The sequence below is a fragment of the Ewingella americana genome, from assembly GCF_006438725.1.
GTDB lineage: Bacteria > Pseudomonadota > Gammaproteobacteria > Enterobacterales > Enterobacteriaceae > Ewingella > Ewingella americana_A.
Map to the genome: position 1 here is coordinate 302,732 of NZ_RCZD01000004.1, position 15,909 is coordinate 318,640.

The 15,909-nt window shown below is 47.9% G+C and carries 24 protein-coding genes and 1 riboswitch; of the genes, 12 read left to right on the forward strand and 12 right to left on the reverse strand.

The annotated features are described in order from the left end of the window. Window positions 1–516: 516 nt before the first annotated feature. The 5 genes from manX (at window position 517) to mntP (ending at window position 4,816) form a co-directional block, all read left to right on the forward strand. Window positions 517–1,488: a PTS mannose transporter subunit IIAB gene (gene manX / locus EAH77_RS09495; protein WP_140472007.1), complete on the forward strand. Its 972-nt coding sequence runs from the start codon at window positions 517–519 to the stop codon at window positions 1,486–1,488. A gap of 96 nt (window positions 1,489–1,584) precedes the next feature. Then, window positions 1,585–2,385: a PTS mannose/fructose/sorbose transporter subunit IIC gene (locus EAH77_RS09500; protein WP_140472009.1), complete on the forward strand. Its 801-nt coding sequence runs from the start codon at window positions 1,585–1,587 to the stop codon at window positions 2,383–2,385. Window positions 2,386–2,396: 11 nt separating this feature from the next. Beyond that, complete coding sequence (locus EAH77_RS09505; protein WP_140472011.1) at window positions 2,397–3,254, forward strand: PTS mannose transporter subunit IID; 858 nt, start codon at window positions 2,397–2,399, stop codon at window positions 3,252–3,254. Window positions 3,255–3,363: 109 nt separating this feature from the next. Then, a complete protein-coding gene (locus EAH77_RS09510; protein ID WP_140472013.1) occupies window positions 3,364–3,822 on the forward strand; it encodes a DUF986 family protein in 459 nt (152 codons plus the stop codon). A gap of 215 nt (window positions 3,823–4,037) precedes the next feature. Further along, a riboswitch (yybP-ykoY riboswitch) is annotated at window positions 4,038–4,237 on the forward strand. 6 nt (window positions 4,238–4,243) lie between these two features. Next, on the forward strand, window positions 4,244–4,816 hold the full coding sequence (mntP, locus tag EAH77_RS09515; RefSeq protein ID WP_140472015.1) for a manganese efflux pump MntP: 573 nt from the start codon (window positions 4,244–4,246) through the stop codon (window positions 4,814–4,816). On the opposite strand, the gene rlmA is transcribed toward mntP, so the two are convergent. Continuing rightward, window positions 4,799–5,653 carry a 23S rRNA (guanine(745)-N(1))-methyltransferase gene (rlmA, locus tag EAH77_RS09520; RefSeq protein ID WP_140472017.1) on the reverse strand — a complete coding sequence of 285 codons (855 nt, stop codon included), beginning with the start codon at window positions 5,651–5,653 and terminating at the stop codon, window positions 4,799–4,801. The genes mntP and rlmA overlap by 18 nt on opposite strands. Before the next feature lie 146 nt (window positions 5,654–5,799). Here rlmA and EAH77_RS09525 point away from each other — a divergent pair, with 146 nt between their 5' ends. Beyond that, the gene (locus EAH77_RS09525; protein ID WP_140472019.1) at window positions 5,800–6,516 is read left to right on the forward strand and encodes a polyphenol oxidase family protein; all 717 of its coding nucleotides are present in this window, start codon (window positions 5,800–5,802) and stop codon (window positions 6,514–6,516) included. Between the two features lie 49 nt (window positions 6,517–6,565). Here the strand turns inward: EAH77_RS09525 and cspE are convergent, their stop codons facing one another. The 4 genes from cspE to EAH77_RS09540 all read right to left on the reverse strand — a co-directional run bounded on the left by cspE (window position 6,566) and on the right by EAH77_RS09540 (window position 8,899). Next, window positions 6,566–6,775 (reverse strand): transcription antiterminator/RNA stability regulator CspE, encoded by a 210-nt coding sequence (gene cspE / locus EAH77_RS09530; protein WP_140472021.1) that lies wholly within the window; start codon window positions 6,773–6,775, stop codon window positions 6,566–6,568. A gap of 42 nt (window positions 6,776–6,817) precedes the next feature. Then, a complete protein-coding gene (locus EAH77_RS09535) occupies window positions 6,818–6,934 on the reverse strand; it encodes a DUF2627 domain-containing protein (protein WP_140472023.1) in 117 nt (38 codons plus the stop codon). An 812-nt stretch (window positions 6,935–7,746) separates the two neighbouring features. After that, complete coding sequence (locus EAH77_RS25135) at window positions 7,747–7,908, reverse strand: hypothetical protein (protein WP_161985786.1); 162 nt, start codon at window positions 7,906–7,908, stop codon at window positions 7,747–7,749. 1 nt (window position 7,909) lies between these two features. Then, entirely contained in the window at window positions 7,910–8,899 is a 990-nt protein-coding gene (locus tag EAH77_RS09540) for an MBL fold metallo-hydrolase (protein WP_140472025.1), read from the reverse strand. 231 nt (window positions 8,900–9,130) lie between these two features. Between EAH77_RS09540 and EAH77_RS09545 the strand changes: the two genes are divergently transcribed. Next, the gene (locus EAH77_RS09545; protein WP_140472027.1) at window positions 9,131–9,421 is read left to right on the forward strand and encodes a hypothetical protein; all 291 of its coding nucleotides are present in this window, start codon (window positions 9,131–9,133) and stop codon (window positions 9,419–9,421) included. A gap of 110 nt (window positions 9,422–9,531) precedes the next feature. Here EAH77_RS09545 and EAH77_RS09550 read toward each other — a convergent pair whose 3' ends face one another. From EAH77_RS09550 to EAH77_RS25785, 4 genes are all read right to left on the reverse strand, one after another. Next, a complete protein-coding gene (locus EAH77_RS09550) occupies window positions 9,532–9,768 on the reverse strand; it encodes a DUF4060 family protein (protein ID WP_140472029.1) in 237 nt (78 codons plus the stop codon). A gap of 133 nt (window positions 9,769–9,901) precedes the next feature. Further along, window positions 9,902–10,204 carry a phage protein NinX family protein gene (locus EAH77_RS09555; RefSeq protein WP_140472031.1) on the reverse strand — a complete coding sequence of 101 codons (303 nt, stop codon included), beginning with the start codon at window positions 10,202–10,204 and terminating at the stop codon, window positions 9,902–9,904. Window positions 10,205–10,347: 143 nt separating this feature from the next. Further along, entirely contained in the window at window positions 10,348–10,620 is a 273-nt protein-coding gene (locus tag EAH77_RS09560) for a YebO family protein (protein ID WP_140472033.1), read from the reverse strand. Between the two features lie 113 nt (window positions 10,621–10,733). Beyond that, a complete protein-coding gene (locus EAH77_RS25785; RefSeq protein WP_140472035.1) occupies window positions 10,734–10,856 on the reverse strand; it encodes a PhoP/PhoQ regulator MgrB in 123 nt (40 codons plus the stop codon). Window positions 10,857–11,295: 439 nt separating this feature from the next. Here EAH77_RS25785 and EAH77_RS09570 point away from each other — a divergent pair, with 439 nt between their 5' ends. After that, complete coding sequence (locus tag EAH77_RS09570) at window positions 11,296–11,532, forward strand: YobH family protein (protein WP_140472229.1); 237 nt, start codon at window positions 11,296–11,298, stop codon at window positions 11,530–11,532. Window positions 11,533–11,588: 56 nt separating this feature from the next. On the opposite strand, the gene EAH77_RS09575 is transcribed toward EAH77_RS09570, so the two are convergent. Further along, on the reverse strand, window positions 11,589–11,834 hold the full coding sequence (locus tag EAH77_RS09575; protein ID WP_140472037.1) for a DUF2766 family protein: 246 nt from the start codon (window positions 11,832–11,834) through the stop codon (window positions 11,589–11,591). 201 nt (window positions 11,835–12,035) lie between these two features. Between EAH77_RS09575 and EAH77_RS09580 the strand changes: the two genes are divergently transcribed. From EAH77_RS09580 to EAH77_RS09590, 3 genes are all read left to right on the forward strand, one after another. Further along, the gene (locus EAH77_RS09580; RefSeq protein WP_140472039.1) at window positions 12,036–12,227 is read left to right on the forward strand and encodes a YebW family protein; all 192 of its coding nucleotides are present in this window, start codon (window positions 12,036–12,038) and stop codon (window positions 12,225–12,227) included. A 148-nt stretch (window positions 12,228–12,375) separates the two neighbouring features. Beyond that, window positions 12,376–14,013: an ABC transporter substrate-binding protein gene (locus EAH77_RS09585; protein ID WP_431306760.1), complete on the forward strand. Its 1,638-nt coding sequence runs from the start codon at window positions 12,376–12,378 to the stop codon at window positions 14,011–14,013. A gap of 192 nt (window positions 14,014–14,205) precedes the next feature. Then, a complete protein-coding gene (locus EAH77_RS09590) occupies window positions 14,206–14,424 on the forward strand; it encodes a DUF2767 family protein (protein WP_140472043.1) in 219 nt (72 codons plus the stop codon). Window positions 14,425–14,438: 14 nt separating this feature from the next. Here EAH77_RS09590 and EAH77_RS09595 read toward each other — a convergent pair whose 3' ends face one another. Both EAH77_RS09595 and EAH77_RS09600 read right to left on the reverse strand, forming a co-directional pair. Further along, the gene (locus EAH77_RS09595; protein ID WP_140472045.1) at window positions 14,439–14,795 is read right to left on the reverse strand and encodes a hypothetical protein; all 357 of its coding nucleotides are present in this window, start codon (window positions 14,793–14,795) and stop codon (window positions 14,439–14,441) included. A 170-nt stretch (window positions 14,796–14,965) separates the two neighbouring features. Then, on the reverse strand, window positions 14,966–15,253 hold the full coding sequence (locus EAH77_RS09600; RefSeq protein WP_140472047.1) for a sigma-S stabilization anti-adapter protein IraP: 288 nt from the start codon (window positions 15,251–15,253) through the stop codon (window positions 14,966–14,968). 414 nt (window positions 15,254–15,667) lie between these two features. Between EAH77_RS09600 and EAH77_RS09605 the strand changes: the two genes are divergently transcribed. Next, window positions 15,668–15,883, forward strand: a complete 216-nt coding sequence (locus EAH77_RS09605) for a hypothetical protein (RefSeq protein ID WP_140472049.1) — start codon at window positions 15,668–15,670, stop codon at window positions 15,881–15,883. Window positions 15,884–15,909: the final 26 nt, after the last annotated feature.

Sequence of the window (15,909 nt, forward strand, 5' to 3'; positions counted from 1 at the left end):
TTCAATGCGACGATAACCCGACCTGAAAAGGTGAAGTTGCCGGAAAAAAGAGGTGAAAAAATAGAGGATAAGTGACGTCGGTGACAGTCCATAGGGAGGGCTGAGGCCCGATACTCCTGTTCAATAGTGTGGAAAACAACTCTATCAGGAATCATTAATGTGGAAAAGAATGTTTTTTTACCGGCAGCATCGTTTTGTAACACCTATGCTGTTTTTATATGCAATGCACCAACACATTCACTTCAGGTATTTCAATAGCAGACAGAAGTCACAAAATTTATTTTTTCACACACTAAAATAAATCGGGTCGCACAACCTGTTGAGGTTTTGCAGTACATACTTTTTATTGTTTATCAGAAAGTAATGCCTTAAACGCAAGGACGTTCTGAGTCAGACACTCAATGAACATTGCGCAAGGACAGCAAACATTCGCTGAAGGAATAAAAAGCGGTGAATGACATCAGCACCATCACTTATGTGCATAACCCTTCACAGGGTTAACAGAGGAGGTAGCGAGTGAGTATTGCTATTATCATCGGCACGCATGGGTCAGCAGCGGAACAGTTGCTGAAAACGGCGGAAATGATCTTAGGTGAACAGGACAACGTTGCCTTTATCGATTTCGTTCCCGGCGAAAATGCCGAAACATTGATTGAGAAATACACGGCAAAGCTGGGTGGGCTTGATACCAGCAGCGGCGTTCTTTTTCTGGTTGATACCTGGGGAGGCAGCCCGTTTAATGCCGCCAGCCGTATCGTTGTCGATAAAGAAAACTATGAAGTCGTCACCGGGGTTAACATCCCAATGCTGGCAGAAACCTTTATGGCGCGTGACGACAATCCTTCCTTTGCGGAACTGGTCGCCATCGCCGTTGAGACCGGCCGTCTCGGTGTCAAAGCCCTGAAAACACCTGAACCAGCAACGGAAACGCCTGTGGCTCATCCTGCTGCTTCAGCCCCAAAAGTTGCTGCTCCTGCCAAACCTACTGGTCCTAACGATCATATGAAAATCGGCCTGGCCCGTATCGATGACCGCTTGATTCATGGTCAGGTTGCGACGCGCTGGACCAAAGAAACCAATGTTAACCGCATTATTGTTATCAGTGACGAAGTCGCTGCTGACCACGTGCGCAAAACATTGTTGACTCAGGTTGCTCCTCCGGGCGTGACTGCCCACGTTGTTGATGTTGCTAAAGCTATTCGCGTGTATGACAACCCAAAATATTCCGGCGATCGCGTCATGCTGTTATTCACCAACCCAACCGACGTCCTGCGCGTGGTGGAAGGTGGGGTGAAAATCACCTCGGTGAATATCGGTGGTATGGCATTCCGTCAGGGTAAGACTCAGGTTAATAACGCCGTATCCGTCGATGAAAAAGATATCGAAGCTTTCAAGAAATTGAATGCTAAAGGTATTGAGCTTGAGGTGCGTAAGGTCTCTTCCGACAGCCGCCTGAAGATGATGGATCTCATTAACAAGATGAATTAATAAACTCAGCGAATTAAAGCGACAGATTTCCTCAACGTTGTCTGTTTTTGATGAGCTTATTTTACTCAGCGTTTTTTTGGTTATAGGAGAAGTGCAATGGAGATCACCACACTACAGATTGTGCTGATATTTATTGTTGCATGTATTTCCGGGATGGACTCCATCCTGGATGAGTTCCAGTTCCACCGTCCGCTGGTGGCTTGTACATTGATCGGTATTATTCTCGGCGATATGAAAACCGGGATCATTATCGGTGGTACGTTGGAAATGATTGCTCTGGGTTGGATGAACATCGGTGCCGCCGTGGCCCCTGATGCCGCCCTCGCCTCCATTATCTCAACCATTCTGGTTATCGCAGGTGGTCAGTCGGTCGGTGCGGGTATTGCCCTGGCTATCCCTCTGGCGGCCGCTGGCCAGGTTCTTACCATCATCGTTCGTACTATCACCGTGGCCTTCCAACATGCGGCTGACAGTGCGGCAGAGCGCGGCAACTTAAGTACGCTGTCCTGGATCCACGTTTCGGCGCTGATCCTGCAGGCCATGCGTATCGCTATTCCTGCCGTGATCGTGGCTGTTTCTGTCGGTACCGAAGTTGTTCAGGTCATGCTGTCTTCCATTCCTGCAGTCGTCACCAATGGTCTGAACATCGCAGGCGGCATGATTGTCGTTGTCGGTTACGCGATGGTCATCAACATGATGCGCGCTGGCTATCTGATGCCGTTCTTCTACCTCGGTTTCGTTACCGCTGCTTTCACTAACTTCAACCTGGTTGCCTTGGGTGTGATTGGTGTGGTTATGGCAGTGCTGTACATCCAGTTGAGTCCTAAATACAACAAGTCTGCACATGCAGCGGGACCAGCACAGGGTGTTAACGATCTCGATAACGAATTGGATTAAGGGTGAAAGAAATGGTTGATCAAACTGCAGTTAGCCAAACCCCAGAAAAAAAACTGACACCGGGTGATATTCGTGGTGTGTTCTTGCGCTCGAATCTGTTCCAGGGTTCATGGAACTTCGAACGTATGCAGGCACTGGGTTTCTGTTATTGCATGGTACCGGCGATTCGTCGTCTCTATCCTGAAAATAACGACGCACGTAAAGCGGCGATCAAACGCCATCTGGAGTTCTTTAACACCCATCCTTACGTTGCAGCCCCTGTGCTTGGCGTGACGTTGGCGATGGAAGAACAACGTGCCAATGGTGCGCCGATTGATGATGCGGCAATCAACGGCTTGAAAGTCGGCCTGATGGGCCCACTGGCCGGTGTCGGTGACCCGATCTTCTGGGGTACTGTTCGCCCGGTGTTCGCAGCCCTCGGTGCTGGTATCGCGATGAGCGGTAGCCTGCTCGGACCTTTGCTGTTCTTCATCCTGTTTAACCTGGTACGCCTGCTGACCCGCTATTACGGTGTAGCCTACGGCTACACCAAAGGTGTCAATATCGTTAACGATATGGGCGGCGGTTTCCTGCAAAAACTGACTGAGGGGGCGTCAATTCTCGGCCTCTTTGTCATGGGAGCCTTGGTTAACAAATGGACGCACGTCAATATTCCATTAGTGGTATCGAGGATAACCGACCAGACCGGTCATACGACGGTAACAACGGTACAAACTATCCTCGATCAGTTAATGCCGGGCCTGGTCCCGCTGTTGCTGACCTTCGGTTGTATGTGGTTGTTGCGTCGTAAAGTTAATGCCCTGTGGATCATCATTGGCTTCTTCGCCATTGGTATCTTTGGTTACTGGATTGGCCTGCTAGGTCTTTAATCGCAGACAAAACCGGGGGACACTCTCCCCCGGTTTTTTTATGCCCGTTGATTGGGCTATCATGTTGTCCCGCCGGTTACACACCCGGTAAGTCCGCTGGAGAAGTTTCATGTCCGTCACTGATATCGTCCTCGCCCTTTTCTCTCTTCTGCTGCTGGCGTATGCCGTCTACGATGAATTCCTGATGGGAATGAACAAAGGAGTCACCCGCCTGAAGGTGAATTTACGCCGTCGCAACAAACTGGACTGCATAATCTTCATTGGTCTGCTGGCGATTTTGCTCTACAACAACATCAATGCGCAGGGAACCGCGGTAACCAACTATTTATTAATCGCCCTGGCGCTGATCGCTTTCTATATTTCATTTATCCGCTGGCCAAAACTGTTGTTTAAAACAACAGGCTTTTTCTATGCCAATGCTTTCATTACTTATGACCGTATCAAAGCGATGAATCTTTCAGAAGATGGCGTTTTAGTGATTGATCTGGAACAGAGAAAATTATTAATCCGGGTAAATAACATGGATGACTTACAGAATATTTATAATTTAATGATTGAAAATCAGTGAGTTACAACAAGTATGCAATGGGCTATATTTGATAGCCTTATATTTAATTCATATCCTTTGGCCACAAATATATATTCATCATTAAGTCCACAGTTTGTGAGTTTATTATTTAATCAATGTAATTAATGTGTGTACTTAATGAAAATCATTAGCCTGAAAAAACCTAAACCTTATTTTATTTGTTGTTGTTCTCAATTTAAATATTATGTTAAGGTTGCGCCGTCATTTGGGGAGTAGCCGGTTTTTACATCAATTTGCCCTGCGCAAAGTATGTGAAAACGCCCGTATCAACATACTCGTTTTAACAATAAAACGTGGTGCGGGCAGCCTGAAAGGTTGGCGAGACCATAGACGCGTAGCTCCGTCGTAAGGTTGGGGGTGGGTTACGTGTATATGGAAATACCCGGCCGGGGTTACTCTCGTGAATTTATCCGCAACGCTTATTCTGGCTTTTGGCATGTCAATGGACGCTTTCGCGGCGTCAATCGGCAAAGGAGCCTCTCTTCATCGTCCACGCTTTCGTGAAGCCTTGCGCACCGGTCTCATCTTTGGTGTGATCGAAGCCATTACTCCGCTGATCGGTTGGGGCATTGGCCTGGTCGCCAGCAAATATATTATGGCGTGGGATCACTGGGTGGCATTCACCCTGCTGTTTATCCTCGGCGCACGCATGATTGTCGAAGGCCTGAAAGATAAACCTGAAGAAGAGAGCACCAGTCAACGCAGTCACGGCTTCTGGATACTGGTGGTCACCGCCGTAGGTACCAGTCTTGATGCCATGGCGATTGGCGTCGGCCTGGCCTTCCTGCAGGTCAATATTATTCATACTGCTTTAGCTATTGGCATGGCGACCATGATCATGGCCACCCTCGGAATTATGCTCGGACGGTTTATTGGCCCACTGTTAGGTAAATGGGCTGAGGTACTTGGAGGGGTGGTACTGATTGGTATCGGCTTTAATATCCTGCTGGAACATTTAGGCTATATCGGCTGAGATTCCTGCTGGTGCGTCATCAGAATTACGCTGATGCAATCTGATGACGAAATCCGTTTCGCAGGCAAATACCCTTTCATTTTTTAATGCCGTCCCCATCTCTTGTGTTGCACGCCACGCAAACGGCGTCATCTGCAACAAATCAAAGGCTTCAGTGCCGCTGAGTGTCATAGGATATGCCAATGTCTCCGAGCGTATCCGCTCAAATCCTGCCAGCTGTTCATCCATTTCTGCGTGTAGTTGCACCTCTGAATAAAGACAGGCCTTAAGCTGATATAAGTGCCTCGGCCCGGGAGCTACGGTCAACACCAGACCGCCCGGCTTGACTGCGCGATATAATTCTTCCGCCTTACAGGGCGCATAAATTCGTAACACAGCATCGAGAGATTGATCAGCAAACGGCAGACGATGGCTGGAAGCCACACAAAACTGCACGTTGTGATAACGTTTCGCAGCATTACGTACAGCCACTTTCGCAACGTCCAGCCCAAAGACGGTGATAGCCCTGTGTTGCATGAGTCTGCTTGCCACTTCGGTAGTGTAGTACCCTTCGCCACAGCCGATATCCAACAATGTTTCAGCATCAGCGGGAAGCACTTCATCAAGCAATTGTGCAGTGCGATCGCGCAACGGCTGATAATGTCCGCCATCCAAAAAGCGACGCCGTGACACCATCATCTCAGGGCTGTCTCCGGGTTGCTTTGAACGCTTATGCTGTACGGGCATCAAATTGACATACCCTTCTTTCGCATGGTCAAACTGATGATTCTGCGGGCATCGCCACTGTTTTTCAGTGAGTGTAAGTGGTTGATGGCAAAGCGGGCATTGATAACTCATGAAGGATCCAAAGATGTGTCAGGGCGCCAAACTGCATAATGTCGTCAAGTCTAAAGAAGGCACCTGTCAGTTGCAACTGCTGGCATAATTGCGAAAAAGCCAGCTACACTAAGCGCTCGTGGCTTTACCTTTTGAAGTGATTTCATATGACTGATATTTCGGCCTTACTGAGCCAAATCCCCGGGACCTACTACGGTTTTGGCAATAAAAGTGCCTTGCTGCCTGACGTACTGCAACCCTTTGAAGCGACACGCCCCAATAAGAAGCAGGTCCACGGTGTGCGCATCGTTGACGTGGTCGAACCGGCTCAGGAGAGTGGAGAGGCCGATGGTTTTTATACCGCGTTACCCGGCATCTTACTGACTGTTTTCAGTGCAGATTGCCTGCCGGTGATCTTCTGCAGAAAGGATGGGAAGCGCGTTGGTGTGATTCATGCAGGCTGGCGAGGGCTGAAGGCCGGCATCATTGAGAAAATGGCTGAGCGCATCAATCAGGACGGTTCAACCGCTAACTGGGTGGCGTCAGTGGGTCCTTCGGCGCACCCTTGCTGTTATGAAGTCAGTCAGGCGTTGGTCGATGAGTTCCTGACAGAACTGGATCTGCCTCCTGCGCTGATGGTCCCTTCGCCACGGTATCTGAACCTTGCAGCCATTGCTGAAGCTAAACTGTATCAACTTGGCTTTGGATCGGTAGACCACGCCGGTAGCTGTACGATTTGCAGCACGGTTTCTGACACATCCGGTAGCGAGAGTTATAAATACACCAGCTTTCGCCGCAATAGCCACCAGCGGGCTGAAAACCCTGCACATCCAGGTATCAGTGGCAGAAACCAGCAGTCAGGTATCATCATCATTCCAAAGTGACAGAGACAAAAAAACCCGCACATGGCGGGTTTTTACAGCGCTAGGCTGCTTAGATAGCCATTACGTTCACGGCTGAAGGGCCTTTCTGGCCGTCCTGGATTTCGAACTCTACGTTCTGGCCTTCAGCCAGAGTTTTGAAGCCGTTACCCTGGATTGCAGAGAAGTGTACGAACACGTCTTTGCTGCCGTCAGCAGGAGTAATGAAACCGAAACCTTTAGATTCGTTGAACCACTTAACTTGACCTTTGATCTTTGCCATCTTGAGTATTTCCTTTGGATTGTTTTTAACCGCCCGAAAGCGTTACATAGACAAACTAGAGTCGTTACTGCTTGAGGCACTAAGATATAAATCGGCAGAGAAGCGGTATTCAACGATAACGTTTTTACTCAGGTCTTCTTTACTGAAAATGCCACACATATACAGAACCGTACCTCGTTTTACCCAGATGCGTTATCACATACTCTGAATTCGATGGCAAGCCATTTTTAATCAGTGATGGATGTGTCGCACATATTTGAGTTGCTTAGCGGCGGTGACTCTCCTGCTAAGCTGAAATATGTTGATAGACATGCTTTTTTCTGCTTAACAGTTCAATCAGCCTGTCACTCAAAGCAATAACGACCCGCCCTGATTATTGATCATTTAATGCCGTACGATAAGCGTGAAAAACACATTTATTTGAATTTTTATCTTTTACGTTATTCCCCAGAGGGCTGAGGTAAACCGGACCCTTTGCGCGTGGAATACACCCGATGTCCCACCCACTTCAGATTGGTCAGATGACATTCAACCCTATGTTGCCTGCCTTGTATGGCAGAAAAGTGTCAGACAGGCGAGAAACAGTCTGTTCATTTTTAAACCGTACTGAGATCGCTGCAGGCGTCACATTACTGACGGGTTATGCATTAGCCAAAAGAGGCGTACCCTCAGCCTGCGGTGCAATAGATTCATGATAAGCGAATAAACTGCACCGTGACCGTGCAGAGGTGCTGTTATTTTTGTTAAAAAATTCCGAATGCAAAAAAATGACAAACCTAAAGTAAATGTCCTGATGAGAAAAGGGAAATAGCGGTCAACATCAATTTTTGACAATATGATGAAATAATAATTTTCCGAAGATTACATTGTTGTGGCAGGTATTATCACTCTCTCTATCTCCTGCGCTTCGACATAAATATAATTCACCATGTTAAGTAATAATTTAACCGTGACGTACTTCACGATTTTATTTATTGATGGAGAAAAAAGCCTTCAACGCTCAACTTGTTATGCGCAGTAGACTTCCCGCCTCTGGTGATCCTGGCCTCATGCAAGATAGGATCTTCTGTGCGAATTAAAAATGCAGCAGGCAATAAAGAGCTGCCTTTATTCCCTGCTGCTTCAAACATCATTTCAGTCCGGTAATATACTCTGGCCTATTTTCAGCGGTGAAAAATGCGGCCCTATATCCTTTCTCCCCAGCGTCGCCTGGGCTAATTCCAGTAAAGGCGCATCCAGGGATTCATCGGCCAATTCAAATACACCCCAATGAATGGGTACGGCTTTACGGCATTTTAGCTCGGAAAACACCGTCACGGCCTGCTGGGGATCCATATGCTGTGCACTCATGAACCATCTTGGTGCATAAGCGCCAATAGGGATGGCAGCAAGATCGAAGGGACCCAACCGGTGACCGATCTCTTTAAACTGATTGCTATAACCACTGTCGCCGGAGAAATAAAAACGCAGTGCCGCGCTGCTCACCACCCAACCACACCACAAAGAGCGATTACGATCCCAGGGTGTCCGCATACTCCAGTGGCGCGCAGGAACGGCATGGAAAGTCAGCCCCCACATGCTGTGCTGCTGCCACCAGTCAAGTTCTTCAACATAGTGTGCCCCCTGACGTTCTATCCAGCGCTTCATCCCCAAAGGTACGATAAAAATCAGCTGCGGAAATCGCTTCAGCAGCTTTTTGATGGTCGACTTATCCAGATGATCATAGTGATTATGCGACAACAGGACATAATCAATTTGCGGCAAGTCTGCGACGCTGGCCGCTACCGGAGTCTTTCTTTTCGGGCCGTAAAACCGCAATGGCGATGCCCGGTCAGAAAGTGCGGGGTCGGTCAGTACAGTTTTCCCAGCAACCCGGAGCAGTAAGCACGCGTGGCCGAGAAACCACAGCCGGTCTTCTGTCCCGTTGAAATCCGCTTTTTGCCACCACTGCGCAATAAACTGCTGATAGCCCATCTTGGGTGGTTTTGGCAATTGCTGCGTTTTACGCTCGCGTTGCCACCGTTTAAAGTCGCCATCCTTGCGATCATGGGGTTCAGGATTGGTGAATCCTTCCGGCGTATGGTGCGCCCTTGTAGCATCGTAATAGCGATTCTTGACGGTCATAACACTCCTGCGGTTTCGGGACAATAAATCACAACTGCGCGGGTTGTTGCCTGTTCCGATCACAGGCCAAACCTTTAAATAACATAAAATCCACAAACAATGCTTATCACAAAGTGCATGTAAATGTGGCCAGCATGAACCCGACAGGCCAACCTTCCCGCCTTCTTCCCGCCTTAAGTAAATCTTAAGAAGACAATGTTGTTATGGTGATAAGTAACTCAAGGAGGCAACATGACTCAGCACAATTCAAGCCGTTCAAGCCTTTTCATCGAACGTGTTAACAACGGATTTAACACGCAGCGTCAATACTGGGCACTCTGGTTCAAATCACGTCTTCGCCGCACTCGGGTGCCGCAGGTCTTTATGCTGATGGCTGGCGTACTGCTCAGCGCATTAATGCTGAGCATCGTTATGGCGACCATTGTTACTTTTGACATCGCTTTGCTTTTGGTTTCAGTGCTCAAAAGGCCATTTCACCGCAAAAAAACTCTGCGGTTCACGGTATTCAGGGCCAATGCATGAGTCAGACCGTTAAATAAAAACCGCGCTGAAAGGTAAGTTTCAGCGCGGTTGGGTATTAATGGAAAACAGTTGTACAAAGTCTTACTGCATACACAGCGTTAAGGCTTTCCTCAGGCCGCCTCGGCACAAAGTTTGGTGAGATTTCTGGCTCCGATCATAAGGGTAGCAACGTAGGATTGTCGGCGGGTAACAACTTCTACCGCCACTCGAGCATTTTTATATTTGATCAGGTAAGTCGAGGGCCAGCCCTGGCGTCGTGTGCCATAAGCTTTTTCGTGACTGTCAATGGCTGCATGGGCAACCACCAGATGGGAGAGAGTTTTATCACCTTTAATGATGCGCTTCATAATGGACTCCGCCTTAGACACAATTGTCAAAATGAGGAAACATTAATCACTTGATACGCATCGCTTTATGCGACGCTTATTCGAATCACTTCTTTGCAACTTTGTTACAGATTGAGTATCTCTGCGGTTTTCTTTATGCGCAAGTTTTACTTAGCAGGAAGCAGATCATCGCTGCGCGCAGCGGTCTGTTGCTGTGAGCATTCCAGAGTCCCTGCTCACTGACGATCTGTGCTGACCAGGAGGTTTTATCCGGTGTTTCGGTCGCATTAAGGCTGATTTTGTTGGCGCAGATGATCGGCCATGCATCGGTGGGGTTATTACAATAATCTTTGCCTTTGACGCCGCCGTAGGGATACCACTTCTCAGGTTCTTCGCCGGTCAGCAGGGCAATACCGTGGTTCACTTCACTGTCGTTCTCTTCGGACCATTTAATCATGAGTCTTTCCATCATATGAAATTGCTGCGTTGCAATGAGGCTACGACAAAATTAAGACAGTTTTATGACCGGTGAAGTGACAGTAAAGTACAGATAAAGAAAAGCCCGCCGGGATTGGGCGGGCTCTCATCAAAAACGAAGGATTATCTTTCTGGAATAAACCCACGCAGACTGAGTGCAGAATCATCATCCATCAATTCCACGGGTGCCTGCCCCTCAACCTGCCCGGCTAAAATTTTCAACAACTCAGTTTGTTGGCGCTGATGATCAGCAATTTCCTGCAAAAGCTGAATTTGTTGGTTGGCGCGGACGCTGGCCCGATTGACAACAAACCACAGCAGTAAAAACAGTAAAACAAAAAGTACACACAGCACCAATGAGGCCAGGCTGGATTGGCCCATTGCGAGATCAAACATTGACTACCCTACTGCTTAATTTTTCCGAACGGATATCTTACCACTCCAACTCGGTCAGGGAAGACATTCGCAAAAAAACAGCGCTTCCGGCTCCAGGACCTCCGCCCACAATGCTACCAGGGGATAAAAGAGGTGATCGAACAGACACCCAGATCAAAATTTCCACCCTGGTCACAATAGCTATTCAGCGCAAGAAGATACAACGCGACGCAGACAAACAGAAAAACCACGAACATCAAGATTTTCCTGATATTGAAGACTGGCCTTTTCAGTTTGACGGCACCTTGCTTACGGTTTAAAGCGCGTTTATTGAGGCTCAAAGTCTGCACCCGACACGTAGATAATAATTGATTAATCCTACGCCATGGAACTTAAACAAAATTATAACAAAGTATTCTGCATATTCTCCCTGAGCACGGATTCCTTAACGACATGTCGTAGAAATGTCTGACACGGCCCTTCAATGGAATCAGGGACATTCCACCGCTTCTCATTCCTGAGCAATAGCACAGAGATTTACACTGAATGGTCCTGTAAAGGGTCATTTTTATGCATTCTGAAGCAGCTAAGAATTACCTGTATTTTTCAGTGAGGGATAGCGATGAAATATCCATTACATCTATACTTCTCAACATCCTGAGGCCCTCAGGAAATACAATAAGAGGAATACTGCTGATGAGTGCAATCAAAGCCATCATAGTACTGGCGATTATTTACGCCGTTTTTCTGTTTTCAGGTTATGGCGTGACGGTAGGCAGCAGTGAAAATGCCGCAGGCTTGGGGCTTAAGTGTCAATATTTGACAGCGAGGGGCATCGTCGATTCCCAGTATTTGCATACTGACAGCGGGATTATCGGCGTGGCTAAATGTCCTATTTTCAAACAGGTCGATGAAGTCGTAGATAAAAAATAATGCTCAGGATGCCTGCTATTGCGGGCATCCTTCTTTACTATTCCACCATACCGCGATTAACTGTCGTGCTTGGTAAATTTCAGATCAATAAGAGAGATGGCTTTCTCGATAGCGCGTTTAGTCACAGGATCTGACCCTGCCGGGTGGCGTGAGAAATCAATACTTTTCAGCTGATGCGACATTTTGTCACGCACTTCCGTCGGCGCAATCACATCGATCACATCCAGAATCTGCTTAATCACTAACTGACACGCCACCAGATCGGATTCAAATTCCTGCTCTTTCGTTAATAGCTCAGACATGCGGGCTCCTTTCTCTATTCCACTCATCATAAAATTGCGGCCGTCAGAATAACATGTCGCGTACTCTTTTTACCCCGCCCTGTTCGTTATCTCAAAGGTTGCCGCCAAGGCTGCTCAAATATCAGCCAAACGGACAGGCCCGGCTGTGGTTATAACAGCAAATCTTCTATGCTTAATAGAGTGGAGCGAAAAGGGGAAACTATGTTCGCACTTGTATTAACCATTTGTTATCTCGGTGGCGGCTGCGAAGATTTAGCCATCGATGCTTTTGATACCAAGCAACAATGTATGGTGGCTATGCGCCAGGAAGGTTTACGCCACGCGGCATGTTACCCCATTGAAGATTTCATTGATGGTTACTGGTCACCGGCTCAGGAAAATGCCGACTTCTGAGGCCAAGATCCCCTATTTTATGCTGTTCTTGGCCCTTGCTTAACATAAATGTAACTAAAGTATTGCCAAACATGACGACCAAAGGTATCACTACCCTGTTACTCATTGATATTTAACTATATTGACAGGGCAGGAAATGGCAATGACGATGCAAAGACGTAAAGCGGTTTTCAAGAAAATCCCTCTGGCTCTCTTTCTTTCCGGTGCTTTCCTTACTTACTTTCCCGCGTTTGCCGCACAGGTACCTGCAGGCGTTGAACTGGCAGCAAAACAGGAAATAGTGCGTAACAACGGCAGCGAACCGGCTTCCCTTGACTCCCACAAAGTCTCCAGCGATGTGGAATTCAATATTCTCGGCGATCTGTTCACCGGTCTTGTGATCATTGATGACCAGGGCAATCCTCATCCCTCTTTAGCCACAAGCTGGGAGAATAAAGATAACAAGGTCTGGACGTTCCATTTACGCCCGGATATCAAATGGTCTGACGGCTCACCCATTACCGCTCAAGACGTGGTCTTCAGCTGGCGTCGCTTGGTCGACCCGACTATCGGTTCACCGTACGCGACCTATCCCGGCAGTATGCACATGCTTAATGCCGTTGATATCGTCAACGGCAAGAAGAAACCGGATACGTTGGGCGTGAAAGCGCTGGATGAACACACGGTTGAGGTCACGCTGGATCAACCTATTTCTTATTTCCTCGGTATGCTGGCCCACCCGACCCTCTTCCCGCTCAATGAGGCCGCCATTACAAAATACGGTGATAAATGGACTCAGCCGGGCAATTTAGTCAGCAGCGGTCCTTTTAAACTTGATAGCTGGACAGTCAACGAACGCGTTGTTGCCGTGCGCAACCCTAATTATTGGGACAACGAACACACCGTCATCAATAAAGTCACGTATTTACCGATTGTTTCCGGCACCGCAGACGTAAACCGCTATAAAGCCGGCGAAATTGACATCACATCAACGGTTCCAGAAATACAATTTTCCTCACTGAAAAAACAGTTGGGTGGTCAGGTTCACGTCGGCCCTAAACTGGGTGTTTATTACTACTCACTGAATACGTCCAAACCGCCATTTAACGATGCCCGCGTCCGTTTAGCCCTCAACCTTGCCTTAGATAAAGACATTATTGCTGGCAAAGTGTTGGGCCAGGGGCAAAAGCCGGCATGGAATATCGTCCCGGATAACACCGGTGGTTTTGATTTTAAGAAAAGTAAATATCAGCAAATGACTCAGGAACAGCGTGTCGCTGAAGCGAAAAAACTGCTCAGTGAGGCCGGTTATGGCCCTGATAAGCCCCTGAAATTTAATCTGCTGTATAACACCTCAGAATCACATCAGCGCATCGCTATCGCAGCGACATCCATGTGGAAGAAAAATCTGGGCGTTGACGCCACACTGCAGAATCAGGAGTGGAAAACCATGCTGGATACCAAGCGTCAGGGAAACTATGACGCTATACGTTATGCCTGGATTGCCGATTACAACGAGCCATCAACGTTCCTCAATACACTGCGCACGGGTGACAGCGAGAACTCATCGAAGTTTAGTGATCCCGCTTATGACAAAGCGCTGGATAACGCTTTAAATGCAACCGACAAAGCGCAAGTCGGTCAGTATTATCAAGAGGCTGAAAATATTTTGAGTACTCAGGTACCGGTGATCCCGCTGTACCAGTATGTAAGTGCCAAACTGGTCAAACCTTATGTGGGTGGCTATGACAATCTCAGCCCGCTGGGATATATCTACGCCAAAGATTTATACGTTATTAAGCATTAAAAACGTTATTAAATAATCGGTAACACCTGTTTTCATACGGCTTTCTGGCAGGCTTCAGCCACCGGGAAGCCGTATTCGCACCCTGCCATCGGCCCCCTGTTTTCTTCACATGCTAAAAATCCCTGCTCCACGAGACTTGCCACGCCGTGTCCAGATGCTAAATTGGGTATAAATCACACAACGGGAGGTAAGATGAAATTCTCGGAAAGTGAGATCCAACCACTATGGGATGAAGTCTCGCGCATTATTGGTGATGCCGTCATTCAACTGCATCATCACGGTAAACCCTTTAACGCGGAGGCACTGGTCGGGTATCTTAGCCACCAACTGGGCGAAGCCGGAGAGGTAAAACGCCGCGTCCTGCTGGGTGCTGCGATTAATATGTTGAAAACTAACCGCATGCGTAACTGATCACCCGCATCAGGTCAGGCTGAAAGCACAATCTCGGGCGACACTGTGCGCAGACACTTTTCGAGCACCACATAACTGCCTTTATCGCCATACACGTGGCTGTTGATCACCATCCAGTGCAGTGTGGCTTCAAAGTCTGCAATCAGTTCCCGTGCATCCAGCCACGGTTCTCCGACTCTTTCTCCTTCGTGATCGATAAAAAAGTAGTCGTAATTCGCGGCCGTAACAAAAATGCTGCTTGGCGCATCGGCATTCGCTTCTTTATCGATAGCCCACCCGATGACCTCCTCCCCAAGTTCCCCCTGAGCCAGCGCCCGGTTGATGATCCCCAGCGTATCGAACTCAACGGGGCGGGGTAATGCCTCGATCATTGTGGCCCTAATTGTTTTATAAAAAAGAACGAAATTTTGCATGACCACCTCGAATATGCACCCACTCATCCTCCGGCTACACACGTAGCCAGAGGATAATTGTCGGTAAACTGATTTATTAATTAGAAGGTTCGCAGTAAAAAGCGTTACCTCAACGTCACTCACCCATCTTATTTAGACTGAGCCGCCCTTCCCTGAGCAAACAGAAATATTCTTTGGGTAATATCATCCGCCCCCAGGATATTACCTTTTTGTTCCAGGTTGGCGCGGGCGTAGGCAATATTATGGGCCTGATCGACCATCGTGATCACCTTATCACGCGTATTTTTATCAAGATTCCCAAGTAAAGTTGTCAGGATTGCCTGATAAGCGTTCGACGCGTAGGTCAGCTGTTTTTCGCGTTGTTCAAGCGCATCAATACGCGCTACCAGAGACTGCAAAAGGTCATGATCAGACATAGCGGCATCCTTCTGTTCTGGTGGATATGACCTCATTTAATACTGGCAGCGAATGAGTGCTCCATGCATACCACAAGGTTTGTTAATAAGTTTAGCAGAAACAGAAAAAGTGCTTTGTGGCCGTTTACCCCCGGAGGTAAACATCCGGCTGATAGCGCTCCATCAATATATTCATTAAACCAATATTCAACAGATCATCAACTCCCTGTGCTAATGAATCGAGTTGTAACTGTGATAATTATTTTTACTGGCAAGCGAACGCAGATGCCTTCTGGTTTACCACGCTATATCGAAAATTTTGCGTAACAACCGCAGTACCTGGTTACAGATAGATGAATGGCATAACGTCCCGTGCTGTGACATTTTCACCATCAGGTTTACTGGATTAACATGATGAAGAGTGAGATGAGATTTATGGCAAGAAATACGGTTACAACTCTGGCTTTAGCACTGATGCTTTCAGCAAGCTCATTGGCTCATGCGGCCGGTTGCATTAAAGGGGCTGTCGTTGGCGGAGTTGCAGGACATCTTGAGCATCATGCCGTTCTCGGGGCCATGGCCGGTTGCGCCGTGGGCCATCATATGGCGGCAAAAGCCAAGGCCGAGCAGGCTAAAGCGGCGGGAAAATAGTCGCATATTCACTGCATGGCACCACG

What these genes read in the sequence shown, in the direction of transcription:
- EAH77_RS09545 (WP_140472027.1), top strand. Translation starts at nt 9,131, where the DNA reads ATGACTCAGCACAATTCAAGCCGTTCAAGCCTTTTCATCGAACGTGTT.
- EAH77_RS09500 (WP_140472009.1), top strand. Translation starts at nt 1,585, where the DNA reads ATGGAGATCACCACACTACAGATTGTGCTGATATTTATTGTTGCATGT.
- EAH77_RS09575 (WP_140472037.1), bottom strand. Translation starts at nt 11,834, where the DNA reads ATGTCTGAGCTATTAACGAAAGAGCAGGAATTTGAATCCGATCTGGTG.
- EAH77_RS25785 (WP_140472035.1), bottom strand. Translation starts at nt 10,856, where the DNA reads ATGTTCGTGGTTTTTCTGTTTGTCTGCGTCGCGTTGTATCTTCTTGCG.
- EAH77_RS09550 (WP_140472029.1), bottom strand. Translation starts at nt 9,768, where the DNA reads ATGAAGCGCATCATTAAAGGTGATAAAACTCTCTCCCATCTGGTGGTT.
- EAH77_RS09590 (WP_140472043.1), top strand. Translation starts at nt 14,206, where the DNA reads ATGAAATTCTCGGAAAGTGAGATCCAACCACTATGGGATGAAGTCTCG.
- EAH77_RS09525 (WP_140472019.1), top strand. Translation starts at nt 5,800, where the DNA reads ATGACTGATATTTCGGCCTTACTGAGCCAAATCCCCGGGACCTACTAC.
- EAH77_RS09585 (WP_431306760.1), top strand. Translation starts at nt 12,376, where the DNA reads ATGCAAAGACGTAAAGCGGTTTTCAAGAAAATCCCTCTGGCTCTCTTT.
- rlmA (WP_140472017.1), bottom strand. Translation starts at nt 5,653, where the DNA reads ATGAGTTATCAATGCCCGCTTTGCCATCAACCACTTACACTCACTGAA.
- EAH77_RS25135 (WP_161985786.1), bottom strand. Translation starts at nt 7,908, where the DNA reads ATGATGTTTGAAGCAGCAGGGAATAAAGGCAGCTCTTTATTGCCTGCT.
- cspE (WP_140472021.1), bottom strand. Translation starts at nt 6,775, where the DNA reads ATGGCAAAGATCAAAGGTCAAGTTAAGTGGTTCAACGAATCTAAAGGT.
- EAH77_RS09580 (WP_140472039.1), top strand. Translation starts at nt 12,036, where the DNA reads ATGTTCGCACTTGTATTAACCATTTGTTATCTCGGTGGCGGCTGCGAA.
- EAH77_RS09595 (WP_140472045.1), bottom strand. Translation starts at nt 14,795, where the DNA reads ATGATCGAGGCATTACCCCGCCCCGTTGAGTTCGATACGCTGGGGATC.
- EAH77_RS09555 (WP_140472031.1), bottom strand. Translation starts at nt 10,204, where the DNA reads ATGATTAAATGGTCCGAAGAGAACGACAGTGAAGTGAACCACGGTATT.
- EAH77_RS09505 (WP_140472011.1), top strand. Translation starts at nt 2,397, where the DNA reads ATGGTTGATCAAACTGCAGTTAGCCAAACCCCAGAAAAAAAACTGACA.
- EAH77_RS09570 (WP_140472229.1), top strand. Translation starts at nt 11,296, where the DNA reads ATGAGTGCAATCAAAGCCATCATAGTACTGGCGATTATTTACGCCGTT.
- EAH77_RS09540 (WP_140472025.1), bottom strand. Translation starts at nt 8,899, where the DNA reads ATGACCGTCAAGAATCGCTATTACGATGCTACAAGGGCGCACCATACG.
- EAH77_RS09600 (WP_140472047.1), bottom strand. Translation starts at nt 15,253, where the DNA reads ATGTCTGATCATGACCTTTTGCAGTCTCTGGTAGCGCGTATTGATGCG.
- EAH77_RS09510 (WP_140472013.1), top strand. Translation starts at nt 3,364, where the DNA reads ATGTCCGTCACTGATATCGTCCTCGCCCTTTTCTCTCTTCTGCTGCTG.
- EAH77_RS09605 (WP_140472049.1), top strand. Translation starts at nt 15,668, where the DNA reads ATGGCAAGAAATACGGTTACAACTCTGGCTTTAGCACTGATGCTTTCA.
- EAH77_RS09560 (WP_140472033.1), bottom strand. Translation starts at nt 10,620, where the DNA reads ATGTTTGATCTCGCAATGGGCCAATCCAGCCTGGCCTCATTGGTGCTG.
- EAH77_RS09535 (WP_140472023.1), bottom strand. Translation starts at nt 6,934, where the DNA reads ATGTGTGGCATTTTCAGTAAAGAAGACCTGAGTAAAAACGTTATCGTT.